Below are 19,516 nucleotides of genomic sequence, written 5' to 3'. Positions count from 1 at the left end.
ACTTAACAGTTAAAATAATAAGTTAAAGAGCTGATAGATCACTTTAAACAACATTATCAAGCTCTTGAGTACAAGATAAGTAAGCTTCCATAAGTCGAGTAGGATCCTTCATTAAACGACTTTTCCACACACCTAGATGCGTTTTACCTTCAATTAATCCACGTATAACACCGATATGTTGCGTCATACCTAGCGTGCTGGCACCCACTAAAACATCTTCTTCCTTATCTGCACCAAATCTTAGATTGATGTATTTATAGGCTTCTTCATTGTAAATATCGACACTATCTCCGCCTTCAACACCCATCCATAAACCGAAAGAATGCGAGATTAAACCGAGTGTATCCAAAACATTCATATTCACCGAGCCATTATGCTCAACCAGATGACCCGCCATATTTAATGCCGCTATACGACCATGGTCGGTCGCCGTAGGTTGAATCGCCTGCACCTCGTAATTTCCAGTAGAGAAATCCTTGCCCTGAGCCACATCTCCGGCAGCATAAACATTGGCGACATTGGTTTGCATATTGGTGTTCACCACAATCCCGTGGTCCACTTCTATACCAGAACCTTTAAGAAACTCTGTATTGGGTTTAACACCTGTGGCGCTTATTACCGTACATGCCTGGATAGTTTCGCCATTATCTAACTCAACAATCATCACATCATCTTCTTCCTTAATGGAATTGACACGTGTTGAGGTGCGGATATTGACGCCTTTTTCTATACACCATTTTTCAAGAAGCCCACCTGCTTTATCATCGAGCATGCGCGGAACCATACGATCCCCCATCTCAATAACGGTTAGGTTTACGCCCATTTTGGCTAATGATTCAAGAATGATACAACCGATAAATCCGGCACCCATTAGCACCACTTCTAAGCAACTATGTGAGCGCTCAGCTATTTGCCTTGCGTCTTCTATCGTCCAGCAATTGTGCACATTAGGAAGGTCTGCACCCTCAATAGGTGGTAGCAATGGCTTGGAACCGGCTGCGATTAGCAATTTATCGTAGGGTATTTCTGTCCCGTCATCCGTAGTCAATACTTTTAGATCAGTATCAACATTTTCAACAGCATGACCGAGGTATTGAATATTATGAGTATCGTAGAAGTCGTCTGAGCGAAGATGTGTACCTGCTTCATCGATATCTTTCATCAAAAAATAAGGGATCGCCATTCTCGAATAAGGAGGTATAGGCTCGTTTCCTATCAAAATAATGGTTGAATCTGGATCTTGTTTTCGTAACGTCTCTGCGGCTACAACACCACAAGGACCTGCGCCAATTATCACATGTCGCATAGATACTCCTAAGAATTTAAGATTACTCGCCAAAGAATCTACTCACGTAAATTGGATTTTAGCCAAGCATTTGGTATTTGGGATGTTAGCTAGAAAGAGCTTGGAAAATACCAAGCTCTTTGTTGGTTCAGCCTATAAGACTGAATGTTCTAGCCAATCATTTTCGAAAAATCTGTTACTCAACAGTTTTTCGTCAGCTCTTCATAGGCTCTTTAAGACAGGTTTAAACGCTCAAGTGTCTCAGTTGTAGGAACTCCTTCAGGTGTCCAGCCACGAACTTCATAATAAATTGGAAGCATTTCGCCCAATCTATTAACTTGTCCTTTTGTAGGACCTGATTTGATGGCTTCTTTCAGCAAGCGCTTAGGCAAGGTGTCATCATCACTGGTGAAACCAGCTGCATTATTGTATTGACGTTCCATATTCCAGATACGCTCTCCGGCTTCAAGACACTTATCAACACTCCAGTCACCTTCACAAGCCGCATCTATTTGAGGTGCGATATCTTCCATACCCCAGGCAAATGTTGTGAAAATACACAGACCCGCTGAATCTACCAATGCAGTAGCATCTTGAAATGCTTTAACAAGCTCAGGCTTTCCATCTGACTCAGTTTGTTCCGTTTTAACCGGAATACCTAAAATCTCAGATGCAATGGTGTATCCGCGCAAATGACATGCACCACGATTTGAAGTGGCGTAAGCAAGACCAATGCCTTGAATACCACGTGGGTCATAGGCAGGAAATTCTTGACCTTTAACAGACATCGATAATTCAGGTGCGCCATACTTTTCACAGACGCGCTTTGAACCCATACCTATAATTTTACCAAAGGGAGTTCCAGCAATAACGCCCTCTGTTACTGCTATTAATGCTTCTGCTGAACCGAAACGTAAATCAATACCGCCAGTTTCAGCTAGATCAATTTTACCGTCCTCAAATAGCTCCATCGCAGCAGCTATCGTACAACCAAGACTGATAGGATCAATTCCATCTTCATTACAAACGAATTGTACGTAGGTCAAAGCATCAAGATCGTCAACACCCGTATCAGCACCTAATGACCATGCAGCCTCATATTCCAAACCACCAGAAGCACCATGATATTGAGGCTTATCTTTAACCGAGAAATGCGTTTGATCAATCGTAGAAATTCGACCACAAGCAATCGTACAACCAAAACAAGCGCCATTGGTGGTCAGATTCGGCTTACCATCACTCGTACGTGGCTCATGCATGGCTTCACCAGAAATATTCTCAGCGCCTTCAAAACCAACATCGCGCATATTTCTAGCAGGCAATCCACCTACTCCGTTAATAACATTCATTAACACTTGAGTACCATAAGCGGGTAAGCCTTCGCCTGTTACCGCATTATCGGCTAATACTTTTTTGCCATCGGTCACTGTTTTCATGAATTCATCAGGATTTTCAAGACCTTTCACGCCTTTGGTTCCACGAACTGCAACAGCCTTGAGATTCTTTGATGCCATAACGGTTCCAACACCAGAGCGACCAGCTGCTCGATGTAGATCATTCATAACAGCGGCATACAAACAGCCTTCTTCGGCAGGTCGGCCAACAACTGCAATTTTCAAATTAGGATCTTGATGTTTCGCATGCAGCATCTCATCTGCTTCCCAAGCTGATTTACCCCAAAGGTCATCAGCAGGTTTTAATTCTGCAAGATCGTTTTCAATATATAAATAAACAGGTGATGCGGCTTTACCTTCAAAGATAATCATATCTAAGCCAGCGTTTTTAAATTCATTACCAATGAATCCACCAGAGTTAGAACAGGCTATAGCACCTGTTAAGGGACTTTTAGTAATACAAGAATAGCGACCAGCTGTTGAAGCCATTGTTCCTGTAAGCGGCCCCGTGGCCATGATAAAAATATTCTCAGGACTTAATGGATCAACATTCGGATCCGTTTCTTCCACAAGGTATTTCGTTGCAAGGCCTCTTTGGCCTAGATAATTATTAGCCCACTCCATATTAAGTGGTTCTGGGGTACACGTTCCTTCTGTGAGGTTGACGCGTAATACTTTTCTTGTCCAAGACATATTATTTAACCTCTATGCTGATGTGTTTGCGCTAGGAAGACTTTTTTCTGCAAATGCCTTCATACGATCATATCCAGTCGCGTTAGCGTCGATATATGTAATTGCTTCAGTCGGACAGGCTTTTGCACATTCTGGGTCACCACCACATAGATCACATTTAGCTACCTTGCCAGTTTCCTGCACATAATTAATCGTGCCAAAAGGACAAGAAATCGTACAGACCTTACAACCAACACATTTATCATCGATGACTATTTTCGCGCCTGTGGACATATCCATTGTGATTGCATCTACAGGGCAAGCTCTTAAACACCAAGCTTCATCACATTGTGTACAAGTATAAGGAGCGAAACGTCCTTCCTCATGGAATGTAAATACTTTAATGACAGATCTTGAAGGGTTAAATTCACCCAGTTTTTCATAAGAACATGCCATTTCGCATTGTAAGCACCCGGTACATTTGGCCGGATCAAGATGTAACGACTTTTGCATTCATATCTCCTTTAAGCTTTTTATGTTTATCTTCTATAAGTATTATTATTAATATAATTAGTAACCTATTTACTTATAATGTTATTTATAACTATAGTTAATTATTTATAATTATTCTGAAAAATCCTGTAAAGAATCTTAAGATTTATTCAAAATTTCGTTTTGCAGCTCACTTAGTTTGTCCCATTCACCCTTTGCTGCTAATTCAGCTTGTTGAGGCCAGGTTTTAGGTTCATGCATTTTATAGCGAGAGCCTGCCGAATTAAGTATTTGCTTAAGAGCATCACGACTAGAATTCTGTATATCTTCATATCGTAAAATTCCAGCAGCATTTAATACTTCTTCTATTTTTGGACCAATGCCTTCAATCTTTTTTAAATTATCCGGGTTGTTAGAAGAAACAGACTTAGCTTTCTTAGCATTACTTTCGCTTGATGAAGTACTTGAAGAATTCAATACGCTAGCGCTTGATGCAGCTACTGCTAAACCACCTGATGGGTTTGTATCAGATGAATCAGATACTTCTCTTTTCAAAGACGTTGCATCGGCATTGTTAGAGTTGATCACACCATCATTCTTAAGATCTTGATACCATAAGTCATGATGTTCTTTGGCCCAGTTTTCATCACAGTAACCTGTTTGCATAGCTTCATAAGCACCTTCCATGGCAAATGTGCCCATATAAATATGTCCGAATGACGCTGCTAATAAACCAATAGATGCGATAGCATGAATGAGTTGAGATAGCTTAATGTCCTCCTGCGAAACTCCAAATAGAGGAAAACCCATTATCAAACCACTGATAATAACAACCGTACCGACAAGCATTGCTAACCAATACCAGGCTTTTTCACCGCCGTTATAGCGCCCTGCACTCGCATGTCCACCAAACAATCCACCACCTTTGGCAAACCATTTAATATCTGTCCAGTTAGCAAAATTACCTTTAATGAAAGTAAACAGCATAACAATCAACAGAACAGCAAAAACGGGCCCGATGTAGTTATGTACAGTTCTTCCTAAAGTTGCGAGTATGCCAAAGGCATCTTTACCAATAAGAGGAATCAAACCAAATCGACCAAGAGTTAGAATGATGCCGGTAAGTCCCAAAACTATGAATAAAGTTGCAACAGACCAATGTACGAATCTTTGAAAGCCAGTAAAACGATGAATTTTTATACCCGATCGTCCTGCTTTGATCTTTATTTTCCCACGGATAAGACGAAATAAAACGATAGCTAGTAATACGCCACCTAAGGCATAGGCACTGTAAGGAATTAATTGAGAACGACGAAACTCACGCCACTCCTGTCCACTTACATTAATTAATGTATCGGCGGTAGGGCCTTTGACTTGGGACGTTCCAGTAATATCGACGTTTCTTTGTCTCACTGCCCGCCATAAATCTGAGGCTGGACTTTGAATCTCTATTGGCTGGTTTTCTATTTGTTGATTTATTGTATCGCTGTTATTTCCCGCAGTATTTGCTGTCTCATCTGCAAAAACTGTAGACGTTGCTGTTACATTTAATAACAGCAACACAAAGCTAAATAGCAATGCCCTAGTGGCCATTCCCATAATAATCTCCTGAATATACTTGTAAATTAAATACCCCCCCTCCTCCAAAAAAAGGGGGTGTACAAATATCCTAACTAGGAGTTAAATTTTACTTTGTAGCTTTACCAGTAAAGTCTGGATTAAATCCATTCTGCTGAATATTACCACTTGAAGCTAGGGTAGACATGCTTCTGCTGATAACACGCTTACGGTAAATATCTGAAACCATGTTAGCGTCTCCAGCTAACAATGCTTTGGTTGAACACATCTCTGCGCAAAGTGGTAATTTACCTTCTGCAAGACGATTAGAACCGTATTTCTTATGCTCATCAACGCTTCCAGCCTTTTCAGGGCCGCCCGCACAGAATGTACATTTATCCATTTTTCCACGTGATGCAAAAGCACCTGACGTTGGGAACTGAGGCGCTCCAAATGGACAAGCATATGAACAATATCCACAACCAATACAGATATCTTTATCATGAAGCACAATGCCGTTGTCTGTTGTGTAGAAACAATCTACAGGACAAACTGCAGCACAAGGTGCGTCTGTACAGTGCATACAAGCCACTGACAAAGATCGTTCACCAGGCTCACCATCTTTGATGGTTACAACACGACGACGATTAATACCCCAAGGGACGTCGTTTTCATTTTTACAAGCGGTAACACACGCGTTACATTCGATACAACGCTCTGAATCGCAATAAAATTTTACATTAGCAGCCATTATATGTTACCTCCTAAGCTTTAGTTATTTTACACAGGCTACATTTAGTTTCCTGCATCTGTGTTACTGAGTCATAACCATAGGTCATGGCGGTATTTATAGCTTCACCTAAAACGATAGGATCTGAGCCTTCTGGATACTTCTCTCGTAAATCTTTCCCTTGGAAATGCCCTCCAAAGTGGTAAGGAGCAGAAGCTACACCAGAAGCTACTCGACGAGTAACCATCGCTTTTACTTTGATTTTTGCACCTTCAGGAGTCTCAATCCAGACCATATTGCCGTCTCTAATACCAATATTATTAGCATCCCTTGGATTAATTTCTACGAACATATCTTGTTGTAGTTCAGCCAACCATTTATTAGATCTTGTCTCATCACCACCACCCTCATACTCAACCAATCTGAATGAAGAAAGTATCAAAGGGAAATCTTTTGAATAATCCTTCGCTTGAATGGATGAATAACGTGTTGGTAAACGCCAAAATGACTTACGATCTTCATACGTAGGATAGTTAGCCACCAAGTCATGACGACTTGTATATAAAGGTTCTCGATGAATTGGTATCGGATCAGGGAAGGTCCATACTTTAACTCTGGCTTTAGCATTACCAAACGGTGCACAACCATGCTTTATAGCAACACGCTGTATGCCTCCAGACAAGTCAGTTTTCCAGTTCTTACCTTCAGCAGCGGCTTTTTCAGGATCAGTTAAGTCATCCCACCAGCCCAGCTTCTTCAGCATGTCACCTGTAAATTCGGGATAACCATCTTTGATTTCAGATCCGGCTGAGTGGAATCCTTCAGCAAGAAGATTAACACCTTCACGCTCCACACCAAATCTTGCACGGAATGTTAAGCCACCTTCTGCAACCGAAGTACTACCATCATATAAGTTTGGCGTACCAGGATGCTTCATTTCTGGAGTACCCCAACAAGGCCAAGGTAAACCGTAGAACTCACCATCACATGCGCCACCTTCGGCTTTAAGGCTCGTGAAATCAAAGTCTCCCCAGTTTTCCTGCTGAAGCTTTAAACGCTCTGGGCTCTGACCGGTATAACCGATAGTCCACATACCGCGATTAATTTCACGTAAGGTATCTTCAATACTCGGCTCATCATTTTCAACTTTAATGTTTTTAAACATTTGATCAGCAAAGCCAAGCTTCTTAGCTAGCTTATGCATGATAATGTGATCAGGCAAAGACTCGAACAATGGCTCGATAACCTTATCTCTCCACTGGAAAGAACGGTTAGATGCAGTAACAGAACCGTAAGTTTCCATTTGCGTAGCAGCAGGCAACAAGTAAACACCGTCTTTACGATCATGCATAACAGCAGAAACTGTGGGGTATGGATCAACAATTACCATCATATCAAGGCCTTCCATGGCCTTTTTCTGCTCTGTTCCACGGGTCTGACTGTTTGGAGCATGACCCCAGAAGAACATGGCTTTCAGATTATTTCTTTGCGCCATGTTGTCTTTATCTTCAAGAACACCATCGATCCAGCGAGATACTGGAATACCCTTTGTGTTCATCACATGTTGGGCATTATCCTTCTCGTCGTACTCACCTTCATACTGCTTATTGTCTTTATCAAAAGCGACATCATCAAACTGGCCTTTAATCCAGTCATAATCAAGATCCCAAACTTTTGACCAATGCTTCCATGAACCTGCTGACAGACCATAATAGCCAGGTAAAGTATCAGCAAGTACACCTAAATCAGTTGCACCCTGAACATTATCATGACCACGGAAGATATTTGCTCCGCCACCTGACACACCCATATTTCCTAGCGCAAGCTGGAAGGTACAATAAGCACGTGTATTATTATTTCCTATCGTGTGTTGCGTTCCACCCATACACCAGATAAAGGTTCCTGGACGGTGATCAGCCATAGCTTTAGCAGCGGCTTTTACACGATGCTCTTTAACACCTGTAACACGCTCAACTTCTGCTGGATCCCATTTAGCCACTTCCTGCATGACTTCTTCCATTCCGTAAACACGTTGACTGATAAAGCCTTTGTCTTCCCAACCATTTTTGAATATGTGGTAAAGCATACCCCAGATGATAGGAACGTCAGTACCAGGGCGAATTTGCAAGAAATGATCTGCATGAGCCGCTGTTCGTGTAAAACGTGGATCAATGACTATGACTGGGGCATTATTTTCTTCTTTTGCCTTCAGGATGTGCAACATTGAAACTGGATGAGCTTCTGATGGATTAGAACCTATCAAAAGGATTGATTTTGAATTGTGAATATCGTTGTAGGAGTTGGTCATAGCACCATAACCCCATGTATTCGCAACACCCGCAACTGTCGTTGAGTGACAAATTCGGGCTTGATGGTCTACGTTATTCGTACCCCACATTGCTGCCATTTTTCTGAACAAGTAAGCTTGTTCATTATTATGCTTTGCAGAACCCAGCCAGTAAACCGAATCAGGACCAGATTCTTTACGGATACTGAGTAACTTATCACCGATTTCATTAATCGCCTGATCCCATGAAACCTTTTTCCATTTACCATCAACAAGCTTGGTAGGGTATTTAAGACGACGCTCACCATGACCATGCTCACGGATAGCAGCACCTTTAGCACAATGAGCACCTTTATTAAACGGATGATCTAAAGCAGGCTCTTGCCCAGTCCAAACACCGTTTTGCACTTCAGCAATAACGCCACAACCAACCGAACAATGCGTACAAACTGTCTTAACTCGTTTGATCGCTGAACCTGGCACTGTATCTGCTGATGCTTCTGCCTTTCTCATCATTCCAGGAGAAAGTGCAGTACCAAGAGCAGCTCCACCAGCCATTAAACTGGAAGTGCGTAAAAATTGACGTCGAGATATCGCGTTACCAGATGCTTTCTTAGAAGCCCCTGACTTCTCAATCAAAGAACTATCGATAACTGCGTCAGAAACGTAATCAGACTTTTTTGTGAGTTTCATTCCACTATCTCCTTATAGCGCAGCTGATTTATAGTAATCAGCGATATGTTGAGTGAGCCGATAACCTTTATCTTCTTTTGTATTTTTGGCTTCGGGTATTTCTTGTGCAGCCATAGCAGCACCAGGAATAGCTACGGCAGTAATTGCACCAGCACCTAAAACGACCCCACCACTTATGAACTGACGACGACTGATTTTTGCTTCTGCATATTTTTTCATCTTTATTACCCCTCCCGGGCTAAACCAGTAAACTAAATATATAAACTAAACGTTTAAACAACGTTCAAATATAACTTTTCAAAATTAATTAAGGCTGTACCGAATCGCCCTACTGCTCGATAGAAAACAGCTGAGTCTGCGACAGACAAATCTTTAAAGAAACGCCCCATCCAAGGCTCGATATGTTTTTCAAAAAAGATAACTTGTGTCTCGTCTTTTCCGATATTCCCAGTTTGGTTTTCTTGCTGCTCTGAGTTTGCACTTTCTGTGATAAGTAACGCCATCATTTCACACAAAGCAGCCACATGATCTTCTGGCTCAACGACACTCTCATCGCGCTCATAGCCCAGCGCTTTAAGATCATCTCGCAAAATACTCAAGGGTTGCTCCATCAGAAAACCCGTTAAGTACCAAGAACCATAAGGAATCAATTCGCCTCGTCCCAAGCCAACGAATAAAACATGATATTCATCATCGACCGCAGCAACATTAGATGACTGAGCTGCCAATCCTAATGCGGACATTGATAGTAGCAATTCATCTTCTTCAACGTTTTCAATATTAACTTTAGCGAACTCTGCAACGTGCTCCAAAATATCTTGTGTAGGAACACCTCTAATAAGGGCAGCTAAAATACTGTAAGCAGATGCTCTGTATTGTTGCTCTACCTGAACACTCATAGCATCGCTTTGGGCAGTCATATCTTGTACTTCCGTAGAAGAAATCTGCTGCAAATTATCATCGATTTGTTGAGAGCGGGTTTGTTGTAACATCTTTCCTTCAGACATAAATTCCTTATATTTAATTTATTATGCAATGAACGTGCCACTTATCAGGAGAATCAAATAACCAAAAGGGAGGGATTTAACCAAGGTATTTGCTAAAATGTATCCTAATTACCCTGATCATGGCCCAACGTACAAAATGTACCGGTTAAAGGCGCCTAGTGTTCGTTCATGCATTTAACATGCAATTAACAAAAAAACTGACTGAATTCAGAAATCAGTATTTGGATCTTCCATCATATCGACAACACGACAGTCGTCGCACATTTTTAAACGACTTCTGGATCGCTCATCTGCGAACATGGAATGCCCTGCCAGCTTGACCATAATCGTAGCAATGCCGGATGTCGTCGCAAATGGTTTGCCACATTTCGTACAACAGAAAGGCTCATCCTGATGCAATACCCGTGCTTTTTTACGAGCTTCTCTATCAAACAAAAATCGCGGAGTAATTGTAATTGCATTCTCAGGACAGGTATTAACGCACACATTACACTGAAGACACTTTTCCTCAATCAAACTCACTTGAGGCATTTCCCTTCCATCTTGCAATGCATTTCCGGGACAAGCACCAACGCAAGACATACATAAAGTACATTTACTCTGATCTATTACTGCTTCACCAAAAATAGAACCTGCAGGTAATGAAACTACAGGCTCCACCTTTTCAGCCTGTGAGACTAAATGATCAAGAGCCATATAAAATGACGTTCGCTTATCACCTAACGGAGCATGAGTAGCAGCCGTAATTTTTGGTAAATTTTGACTACTTATTAATTCATTTTGATCAGCAACTACCGATACACAATTTTTAGGATATGACATGGCATCCAGAATATTGTGAGCCATACTCAAATGAAGATTTAAAGCACTTTCTGCAGTCTCCGGCATTCCATCCAAATTAAAAAGCCTTAGAGATCTTGCACCCCAGGCCAGCGCAGAAAACCACATCTCTGGACCTACACTAGCCACCTCTTCCACAGTGATAATTAATGCAGCAGGCAACATCTGCTCAACTCGTTGCTGCTCATCTTCTGTTGCAAAAACGAGATCCGGACTTTCATCGGTCTGTTTAGAATACGTTAGAATCAGCGTTCTTATATGCGTCAACAAATCCTTGGGTTTAGGATATGCGTAAGTGATTGCGCTTGATGGACATACAGTGGTACAAATTCCACCACCCTGGCAACGAAAAGGATCTACCTTGATTTTTTCTACCAAAGAAGTAATTGCTTCTGCAGGACAGGCATCAATACAACGAGTACATCCTGCTTTTCCCGATCGACCATGCGCACATAAACTTTCGTTGTAATCAAAGTAACGTGGCTTTTCAAATACACCTACTAAATCTTCAAGCTCACCCTTTAATTTATCCATATCTACCAGTTCTGTGCCGGTAGATATATAACCAGGTGGTTTATAAGCCATTTCAAGAATAGGTTTAGGGCTTAAATCGAGGATCAAGTCAGCCTTAAACTCTTTCTCTCCAACACTGACCTCGAATTGTCCCAAAGCGCCTTTGATTGATATTTGCTGCCCTACCGGGGAATTTGGAGAGCTACCTTCAAATTGAATAATCTCGCTTGTAATTACTCCGCTTGAGTCACCTAAAGACTCCAGAGCATCCAGGTTCGTTACCACCGCCTGTGAATTAGCAATGACAATCACATGACCACGCGACTTATATTCAACTACAGATGTAGGTTGTGGCTTTAATTTTTCAACGGCAGCATAAGCTGCTTCTCTAGCTTGTATTTTACTCTCTGAGACAAATAAATCTGTCATGCAACGTCCTCATTATTACTGTTATCAGCGTTATTATTGCTGTTTTTATTTATTACTCTAGGCACTTCAACCGTGCTTTCTAAACTTTCTTTTTCTAGCAATGAGCCATTTGCTTCCGATAAACTATTAGCTTCAGACGAATCATCAGCTAGCGCCAGATCATCAGCCTCTATTTCATCATCGACAACTTCATCTAAGCCATCAACATTTTCAGCTTCCGCCAATCGTCTTTCTTCCTCTTCCTGCTCTTTCTTGGCAAGCGCCCTTTTAGCTTCAACCTCAATCATATGCTTCATATCAGAAGTAACTGTTGATGGATCTAATTTTTCAAAAAAGGTGTAATCCCCGTCATAATCATCCAGTCCATCACGAACATTGTATGTTTCGCCATGAAACAATTTACGCAGCGCCATTTTGCGCACGCTTTCACTAACACCTGTAGACATAAACCCAGCATAATCCGAATTTTCATCAAGTGTTTCTATATCTGGCATATCTTCATCGGTTAATGCATTTAGCTCAGCTTGCTTCTGCTCACGAAGCACTTCAGGGTCGACAACTACATCCTCATCGTCTTCTAAAGATATTTCACCTGATGCTATTTTTTTATCTTTAGCGGCCTCTTCAGCAACTAACTGCTTACGACGCGACCAGCGGGATCCAAGACTTTCTTTTTCTGTTGGCATGATTAATTACCTGACGACTTATCTTGTGGCTTATTTTGTGGCTTGTTTTGTTGATTACCTTCTCGAGTATCTACTTTCCAGTCTGTGCGTTTACGCTTAATACGCTTCTCTGCTATATAATTATCTATTATGTAAGCCTCTGCCCAAAGGTAAAGCTCAGCGGGAATGGGTACAGCATAGATCGTAGCTTCTCCCTCAAGATAAGCATGCGCCTCATCAAAACTTAGTGAGACCAAAAATGGGATAGGTATACCTGTATCGTTACCTTCGGCATCTTCCTCACGAGCTATAATGAAACAACCTGGCTCTGGTGACATCAGGTTATGGTAATAACTTTCGCACTCATCCTTATATAGACGAACTTTCATGCCACTATAGATAAGCTGTTTGATATCACCTTGCTCAACTACCTTGATTTCATTGTTGTTATCAGAGTCTTTATTAGAACCATCATCTGGGTCGGACAACGCCACAATACCTACAGCATCCCAAACCTCATCAACCCATTGGTTTTGAGAAGGTCGACTTTCCATAATAACTGACACTGTAAAACTATTTTTTAACTTTTCAGAATTAGTCGTCGTTAATTCCGCACTGCTATTTGCAGGCTCTTTTTTAAAACCGCTCTCTGGTGTATTCATAGATGTAATTATAGTTTAGATTTCCCCATTAGTTTGGATTAGCAAGTTATATGCCATTTAGTCTTTTTAAGTGTTTTTATATTTAAATAAAGGTCACCCCCCTACTTATTTGAGGTTTTTATTTGCATAACAAAATAAAAACCTCACCCTTCAGGTCGTCGTCACTTCGTTCCAACGTTGTCTTCGCTGCGCTACGGCTAAGCACTTTTTTAAATCCGACTTTACAGCTTCTTACCCAAATACCATTAAAGCTAGGTAAACGATATAAGACAAAAGATCTTTTCACTGATACTTTTTATTACCAGCACTCATCTCTCAAGAACGCTAACCCTAATAACAATTCGATAAAATAACAACGGTATAATTTGTACCATTAGCCATAACATTTAAGGACATTAAACACCAAAAAATCAAATAAAACATGACTTAGGTCTCGATTAGGCTAACTCTAAATAAAGTGGTACAAAAATTGCTTTGGATTACTATAGCTAAGATGCTAAAAGACGATCTATACGCTATAGTTACATTATATTTCCCGCTAATTACGCGAAATCCTAACTTTAAAACTGACACACTTAAAAACAGGATGCGTAAAAAATACCACAGGCCACAATGACTGATAAATCTGAGCAAAATTCGATAGAGAAACAAGACCCGGCAAATACAAAGCCACAACTCGTTGACCGATTTGGCCGACAGGTGACTTATGTGCGTCTATCTGTCACTGACCGATGTGATCTTCGATGTGTTTACTGTATGTCTGAAGACATGACATTTGTGCCTCGCGAACAACTACTCACACTTGAAGAAATGAGTCGTATTGGCAAAGCCTTTGTTGAATTAGGTGTAAATAAAATTCGTATTTCTGGTGGCGAACCACTGACACGTCGAAACATTATCAGTGTATTTGAATCATTGGGACAATTAGATGGCCTGAATGATCTCACTATTACGACTAATGCCACCCTACTCGAAAAATACGCACAGCCATTGAAAGATGCTGGCGTCACTCGAATCAATGTAAGTCTTGATACCCTAGATGAAGCGCGCTTCAAAAAAATCACACGCATCGGCAAGCTTGAAAAAACCATGTCTGGTATTGATGCAGCATTAAAAGTCGGCTTCCAAAAAGTAAAACTCAACAGCGTCATCATGAAAGATTACAACGATGATGAGATTAATGCGCTGGTAGAATTTGTTCGTGGTCGCGGTATGGACATCAGCTTTATTGAGGAAATGCCATTAGGTGAAATTGGCGATCACGATCGTGCTGATACTTATTACTCTAGTGACAAAATACTCAGTAAGCTACAAGAAACATACGAGCTAACAGCGACTGAAGAAACCACTGGCGGCCCTGCAAAATATTTCCGTTTCAATGACTCTGAAAGCCGCATTGGGTTTATTTCTCCACACAGCCATAATTTCTGTGAAGATTGTAACCGTGTACGTGTCACTGCTGAAGGCATGCTTTTACTGTGCCTTGGTCAGGAACATTCAATGGACTTACGCAAAATCGTTAGAGCAAACCCTAGCGATGATGATGCGTTACGTGCCGCTATAATAGAGTCGATGCAATTAAAACCGAAAGGGCATGATTTCAATCTTAATGGACAGCCTATTATTATGCGTCACATGAGTGCCACGGGAGGTTAACACCTTGACTCCTAAATCAGAGATCGAATCCACACTCAGCACTTCTACACGAAAACCTGAACTCACGGACGAAGGACTCGGTGCGGCATTCGCTGTAAGTGGTATCAATGAATTCGGCGAAACAATCGATGGACACATCGCCGCCGAACGCGCCCTAACTATCTACCTCAATAAACGTGAAATCGTTACCTTAATGACACTGGGCACTCAGCCTGAATTATTAGTGCTTGGCTGGTTGCGCAATCAACGTCTGGTAAAAAATGCCAGCGACATACGCGCGATTCAAGTTGATTGGGAAACCGAATCCGTTGCTGTAACAACCCACGAAGTTTTAGACGGCATTGATGAGAAACTCAGCAAAAAAACAGTAACCACAGGTTGCGGACAAGGCACGGTATACGGCGACATGATGGATGGCCTTAGCCAGATAGAATTACCCAAAGTATCTCTACTCCAATCAAAAATCTACGAGCTACTCGCAACGCTAAATAAGCATAACGAAATTTACAAAAAAGCCGGCGCTGTACATGGCTGTGCTTTGTGTCGAGATACCGAAAATCAACGCTTTGTCGAAGATGTTGGACGTCACAATGCGGTAGATGCAATAGCTGGATACATGTGGCTTCACGATATTACGGGTGAAGATAAAATCTTCTACACCACTGGAAGACTTACTTCTGAAATGGTAATCAAAGTCGCACAAATGGGCATCCCTGTTTTACTGTCTCGTTCTGGCGCTACGCAAATGGGCTATGAAATCGCAAAACAACTCGGCGTAGTTCTAATTTCTCGCGCAAAGGGTAAGCATTTTCTGGTTTATAACGGCGCTGAAAATATAGAATTTGACGCTATTCCGACATCAATAACATCTAAAACTAAAAAGAACTAAATGAGCAAACCAGTTACTTTCGATAGCAACACCCCATTTCTTAGCGTGAAACAGGTTGCAGAATATCTGCAATTAAACGAGAAGAAGGTTTATTCACTTGCTAATGAGGGTCATATTCCAGCTACTAAAGTAACCGGAAAATGGATGTTTCCCAGAGAGCTTATCGATCGCTGGATGCTTGATTCATCACACAGCGGACTATTAAAAGATAGACTCATAATCGCTGGCAGCGATGATCCATTACTGTATCGCGTAGTTAATAACTATGCCGCACAAATGGGTTCGCACGCTCTCGTTAGTTATTCACCGACTGGAACAGGCATCGGATTAAAACTCTTACAATCTCAACGTATTGACGTTTGCGGTATGCATTGGGGCCCAACTGCAGAAAGCAGAATGCGCCACCCTGCACTTTTACAACAGCACACACAATACAAAAACTGGGTATTGATTAGAGCCTTTCAGCGTGAACAAGGCCTAATAGTCAGCCCTAAACTTTTACAGTTATCTGAAAGCCCTGATGCATTTTTTGACACTCAATATCGCTGGGCAATGCGTCAGAAAGGCTCAGGTGCACAACGTTTCTTACTGGAAATTCTCAGCCATTATCACAAAACCACTGATCTTCTAAATTGTGAAGTAGAAGCCAATTCAGAACGCGAAGCCGCAGCCGCAATTGCGATGGATATGGCAGACATCGCACCTGGAGCACGCTCGGTAGCGACAGAGTTCGGTTTAGGTTTTATTAGTTTAGGTTGGGAATCTTTTGATTTAGCGCTCCCCAGAAATATCTGGTTCAGGCATTTGTTTCAAGAATTTATCAATGAATTGAAATCATTACCTAGCCAACAGATGGCCGAGGCACTAACAGGATACGATTTAACGTCCTGTGGTGAATTGGTTTGGGGAGATGATTAAACAACTAGGGAGATGACTTTATAGGTCACCCCCCTACTTTGAGGCACTTTTTTGGTGTTCTTAAGTACCAGTATTGCCAATCACTGTTTTTGCTTGCAGATCCGCGTGGTAAGAAGAACGCACCAATGGACCACTTGCAACGTGCTTAAACCCTAAGTCTTCCGCATAGATTCTTATTTCTTCAAACTCATCCGGCGAATAATAACGCTCTACGGGTAGATGAGAATCAGAAGGCGCAAGGTATTGACCCACTGTAAGCATTCGGCAACCGTGATCATACAAATCCTTCGCCGTTTGTTTTATCTCGTCCATGGTCTCACCCAAACCCACCATTAATCCAGACTTAGTTGGGATGTTTTGATGACGTTCTCCGAACTTTTTGAGTAAATCCAGAGACCACTGATAATCAGCACCAGGTCGGGCTTGTTTATACAGTCTTGGTACGGTTTCGATATTATGGTTGAATACATCAGGCGCCTCTACGGACATTTCTGCAATCGCAATATCCATTCGTCCTCTGAAATCCGGCGTAAGCACTTCAACACTAATACCCGGCTGGGCTTCACGCGCTGCGCGAACACAATCGGCAAAATGTTTAGCACCACCATCTCTTAAATCATCGCGATCTACCGAAGTGATTACCACATACTTGAGACCCATTTGCTGAATCGCTTCCGCTAAGTGACGCGGCTCATCTTCATCAACTGCCAGTGGACGCCCATGCCCTACTTCGCAAAATGGACAACGGCGCGTGCACACCTGACCCAGAATCATAAAGGTTGCCGTACCATTACCAAAACATTCCGGCAGATTAGGACAAGAAGCTTCTTCACACACCGTATACAGTTTTTTATTGCGCAACATTCCTCGTATATGTGCCGCTTGAGATGCCGATGGCAATTTAATTTTCAACCACGCAGGTTTCTTCAACGGCTCATCTTTGGGAACTACTTTAATTGGAATGCGGGCAACTTTATCTGCCCGCCGTAATGGAACTCCAGGTTCTGGTTTTGTATATGACATAATCTTATTACTTCTTCTTTTTTGGCGCGTAAAGGTCTGTAATCGTCCCTTCAAACATTTCCGCCGCCATAGCCACAGTCTCAGATAAGGTCGGATGCGGATGCACAGTCAAACCGATATCCGCTGCATTTGAACCCATTTCTATCGCATGCGCTACTTCTGCAATTAATTCACCTGCATTAATCCCAACAATTCCAGCACCTATAACTCGCTCATTCTTTTCATCAAAAATAAGTTTAGTCATGCCTTCTTCACGCCCCATTGATAATGCACGACCACTGGCCGCCCATGGGAAAACGCCTTTACCGTATTTGAGACCTTGTGCTTTCGCTTCTTCTTCAGTAACACCTACCCACGCAATTTCTGGATCAGTGTAAGCAACCGATGGAATAACTCTGGCATCGAAATGACTCGGCAAACCTGATGCGGCTTCTGCTGCTGTCTTGCCTTCATGAACCGCTTTATGCGCGAGCATAGGCTGACCAATAATATCTCCAATTGCAAAAATATGCGGCTGAGTGGTGCGCATCTGACTATCGACCACTTGAACAAAGCCACTTTTATCGACAGCAACACCCGCGTTCTCAGCACCAATTAATTTTCCATTAGGTGTACGACCCACAGCTACTAGAACACGATCATAAACTTGAGGTTTCTCAGGTGCTTGCTTGCCTTCAAAAGTCACTTTCATGCCTGACTTAGTTGCTTCAACAGCAGTCACTCGGGTTTCCATCAAAATGGCTTCATATTTCTTTTTGATGCGATTGCTATAGGGCTTAACGATATCTTTATCAGCACCTGCAACCAGATTTGGTAGCATTTCAACAACGGTTATCTTTGAGCCTAATGCTGAATAAACCGTCGCCATTTCAAGACCAATAATTCCGCCACCAATAACCAACATACGCTTTGGTACATCAGCAAGTTCCAGTGCACCCGTTGAATCAATGACACGCGGATCTTCTGGAATAAACGGTAAATGAACCGCCTCAGAACCTGCCGCGATAACGGCTTTATCGAATTTAACGACAGTCTTTTTACCGTCTTCAGCAGTGACTTCTACATGATTCGGATCGAGGAATTTACCTACCCCGCTTACAACCTGTACTTTACGTTGCTTGGCTAAACCACTAAGGCCGCCCGTTAAACGTCCGACGATTTTCTCTTTCCAGGTACGTAGTTTATCGATATCGACTTTAGGCTTTTTGAAATCAATACCGATCTCATTAACCTCTTCAGACTCATCGAGTACTTTGGCTGCATGCAACAATGCTTTAGAAGGAATACACCCTACATTCAGACAGACACCGCCCAATGTTGACCAGCGCTCGATTAACACTGTTTGCATACCTAAATCTGCAGCACGGAAAGCCGCGGTGTAACCACCTGGACCTGCACCCAATACCAACATTTCACACGTTACATCTGCACCACCTGAATGACTGGAAGCGCTTGGTGCGCTAACAGATGCAGGCGCTGGTGCCGCTTGTTGTGTCGAAGCATCTTTTGCAGGGGCTGGAGCAGATTCTGGTTCAGCTGCCGCCGCCCCTTCTTCTACTTCCATAAGACAAACTACAGAACCTTCGCCGGCTTTATCGCCAACCTTTAACTTCATCTCTTTGATCGTACCGGCATGCGAAGATGGCACATCCATTGAGGCTTTGTCAGACTCTAACGTTAACAATGCATCTTCTTCAGCGACAACATCTCCAGGCCCTACCAAAACTTCAATCACATCTACTTCATCAAAGTCGCCGATATCAGGGACTTTTATTTCAATTACATTACTCATTTAAAACTCCCT

At 42.1% G+C, this 19,516-nt stretch carries 16 protein-coding genes; 3 read left to right on the top strand and 13 right to left on the bottom strand.

Annotation, left to right across the window (positions count from 1 at the left end):
- Window positions 1-43: 43 nt before the first annotated feature.
- The 11 genes from Q1A31_RS15135 to Q1A31_RS15085 form a co-directional block, all read right to left on the bottom strand.
- Entirely contained in the window at window positions 44-1,306 is a 1,263-nt protein-coding gene (locus tag Q1A31_RS15135; protein ID WP_299878506.1) for an NAD(P)/FAD-dependent oxidoreductase, read from the bottom strand.
- 212 nt (window positions 1,307-1,518) lie between these two features.
- Window positions 1,519-3,372 carry an aldehyde ferredoxin oxidoreductase family protein gene (locus Q1A31_RS15130; RefSeq protein WP_299878503.1) on the bottom strand — a complete coding sequence of 618 codons (1,854 nt, stop codon included), beginning with the start codon at window positions 3,370-3,372 and terminating at the stop codon, window positions 1,519-1,521.
- 12 nt (window positions 3,373-3,384) lie between these two features.
- Complete coding sequence (locus Q1A31_RS15125; RefSeq protein ID WP_131906094.1) at window positions 3,385-3,864, bottom strand: 4Fe-4S dicluster domain-containing protein; 480 nt, start codon at window positions 3,862-3,864, stop codon at window positions 3,385-3,387.
- Between the two features lie 138 nt (window positions 3,865-4,002).
- Entirely contained in the window at window positions 4,003-5,442 is a 1,440-nt protein-coding gene (locus tag Q1A31_RS15120) for a formate dehydrogenase subunit gamma (protein WP_299878497.1), read from the bottom strand.
- A gap of 88 nt (window positions 5,443-5,530) precedes the next feature.
- Entirely contained in the window at window positions 5,531-6,151 is a 621-nt protein-coding gene (gene fdh3B / locus Q1A31_RS15115) for a formate dehydrogenase FDH3 subunit beta (protein WP_299878494.1), read from the bottom strand.
- A gap of 13 nt (window positions 6,152-6,164) precedes the next feature.
- Window positions 6,165-9,110: a molybdopterin-dependent oxidoreductase gene (locus tag Q1A31_RS15110; protein ID WP_299878491.1), complete on the bottom strand. Its 2,946-nt coding sequence runs from the start codon at window positions 9,108-9,110 to the stop codon at window positions 6,165-6,167.
- Between the two features lie 12 nt (window positions 9,111-9,122).
- Window positions 9,123-9,329, bottom strand: a complete 207-nt coding sequence (locus tag Q1A31_RS15105; RefSeq protein WP_299878487.1) for a hypothetical protein — start codon at window positions 9,327-9,329, stop codon at window positions 9,123-9,125.
- A 53-nt stretch (window positions 9,330-9,382) separates the two neighbouring features.
- Entirely contained in the window at window positions 9,383-10,117 is a 735-nt protein-coding gene (locus Q1A31_RS15100) for a molecular chaperone (RefSeq protein ID WP_299878484.1), read from the bottom strand.
- 207 nt (window positions 10,118-10,324) lie between these two features.
- A complete protein-coding gene (locus tag Q1A31_RS15095) occupies window positions 10,325-11,899 on the bottom strand; it encodes a 4Fe-4S binding protein (RefSeq protein ID WP_299878481.1) in 1,575 nt (524 codons plus the stop codon).
- Window positions 11,896-12,585 carry a DUF3306 domain-containing protein gene (locus Q1A31_RS15090; protein ID WP_299878478.1) on the bottom strand — a complete coding sequence of 230 codons (690 nt, stop codon included), beginning with the start codon at window positions 12,583-12,585 and terminating at the stop codon, window positions 11,896-11,898. Before Q1A31_RS15090 ends, Q1A31_RS15095 begins: the two co-directional genes overlap by 4 nt.
- Before the next feature lie 2 nt (window positions 12,586-12,587).
- On the bottom strand, window positions 12,588-13,226 hold the full coding sequence (locus tag Q1A31_RS15085) for a DUF3305 domain-containing protein (protein ID WP_299878475.1): 639 nt from the start codon (window positions 13,224-13,226) through the stop codon (window positions 12,588-12,590).
- Window positions 13,227-13,838: 612 nt separating this feature from the next.
- Between Q1A31_RS15085 and moaA the strand changes: the two genes are divergently transcribed.
- Genes moaA through Q1A31_RS15070 form a run of 3 tightly spaced genes read left to right on the top strand, consistent with a single transcriptional unit; the run spans window position 13,839 to window position 16,689 of the window.
- Window positions 13,839-14,882 (top strand): GTP 3',8-cyclase MoaA, encoded by a 1,044-nt coding sequence (gene moaA, locus Q1A31_RS15080; RefSeq protein WP_299878472.1) that lies wholly within the window; start codon window positions 13,839-13,841, stop codon window positions 14,880-14,882.
- Between the two features lie 4 nt (window positions 14,883-14,886).
- Window positions 14,887-15,771 (top strand): formate dehydrogenase accessory sulfurtransferase FdhD, encoded by an 885-nt coding sequence (locus Q1A31_RS15075; RefSeq protein WP_299878469.1) that lies wholly within the window; start codon window positions 14,887-14,889, stop codon window positions 15,769-15,771.
- A complete protein-coding gene (locus Q1A31_RS15070; RefSeq protein WP_299878466.1) occupies window positions 15,772-16,689 on the top strand; it encodes a helix-turn-helix transcriptional regulator in 918 nt (305 codons plus the stop codon). It begins immediately after the preceding gene.
- A 60-nt stretch (window positions 16,690-16,749) separates the two neighbouring features.
- Here the strand turns inward: Q1A31_RS15070 and lipA are convergent, their stop codons facing one another.
- Complete coding sequence (gene lipA, locus Q1A31_RS15065) at window positions 16,750-17,712, bottom strand: lipoyl synthase (RefSeq protein ID WP_299878463.1); 963 nt, start codon at window positions 17,710-17,712, stop codon at window positions 16,750-16,752.
- A gap of 7 nt (window positions 17,713-17,719) precedes the next feature.
- The gene (lpdA, locus tag Q1A31_RS15060; protein WP_299878460.1) at window positions 17,720-19,504 is read right to left on the bottom strand and encodes a dihydrolipoyl dehydrogenase; all 1,785 of its coding nucleotides are present in this window, start codon (window positions 19,502-19,504) and stop codon (window positions 17,720-17,722) included.
- Window positions 19,505-19,516: the final 12 nt, after the last annotated feature.

Origin of the sequence: uncultured Cocleimonas sp. (genome assembly GCF_947495625.1) — a bacterium.
GTDB lineage: Bacteria > Pseudomonadota > Gammaproteobacteria > Thiotrichales > Thiotrichaceae > Cocleimonas.
Note: the sequence above shows the minus strand (reverse complement) of the source record. Positions and strands in the feature narration are given on the sequence as shown.

Coding starts and splice junctions, on each gene's coding strand:
- Q1A31_RS15135 (WP_299878506.1), bottom strand. CDS start 1,306: ATGCGACATGTGATAATTGGCGCAGGTCCTTGTGGTGTTGTAGCCGCA.
- Q1A31_RS15130 (WP_299878503.1), bottom strand. CDS start 3,372: ATGTCTTGGACAAGAAAAGTATTACGCGTCAACCTCACAGAAGGAACG.
- Q1A31_RS15125 (WP_131906094.1), bottom strand. CDS start 3,864: ATGCAAAAGTCGTTACATCTTGATCCGGCCAAATGTACCGGGTGCTTA.
- Q1A31_RS15120 (WP_299878497.1), bottom strand. CDS start 5,442: ATGGGAATGGCCACTAGGGCATTGCTATTTAGCTTTGTGTTGCTGTTA.
- fdh3B (WP_299878494.1), bottom strand. CDS start 6,151: ATGGCTGCTAATGTAAAATTTTATTGCGATTCAGAGCGTTGTATCGAA.
- Q1A31_RS15110 (WP_299878491.1), bottom strand. CDS start 9,110: ATGAAACTCACAAAAAAGTCTGATTACGTTTCTGACGCAGTTATCGAT.
- Q1A31_RS15105 (WP_299878487.1), bottom strand. CDS start 9,329: ATGAAAAAATATGCAGAAGCAAAAATCAGTCGTCGTCAGTTCATAAGT.
- Q1A31_RS15100 (WP_299878484.1), bottom strand. CDS start 10,117: ATGTCTGAAGGAAAGATGTTACAACAAACCCGCTCTCAACAAATCGAT.
- Q1A31_RS15095 (WP_299878481.1), bottom strand. CDS start 11,899: ATGACAGATTTATTTGTCTCAGAGAGTAAAATACAAGCTAGAGAAGCA.
- Q1A31_RS15090 (WP_299878478.1), bottom strand. CDS start 12,585: ATGCCAACAGAAAAAGAAAGTCTTGGATCCCGCTGGTCGCGTCGTAAG.
- Q1A31_RS15085 (WP_299878475.1), bottom strand. CDS start 13,226: ATGAATACACCAGAGAGCGGTTTTAAAAAAGAGCCTGCAAATAGCAGT.
- moaA (WP_299878472.1), top strand. CDS start 13,839: ATGACTGATAAATCTGAGCAAAATTCGATAGAGAAACAAGACCCGGCA.
- Q1A31_RS15070 (WP_299878466.1), top strand. CDS start 15,772: ATGAGCAAACCAGTTACTTTCGATAGCAACACCCCATTTCTTAGCGTG.
- lipA (WP_299878463.1), bottom strand. CDS start 17,712: ATGTCATATACAAAACCAGAACCTGGAGTTCCATTACGGCGGGCAGAT.
- lpdA (WP_299878460.1), bottom strand. CDS start 19,504: ATGAGTAATGTAATTGAAATAAAAGTCCCTGATATCGGCGACTTTGAT.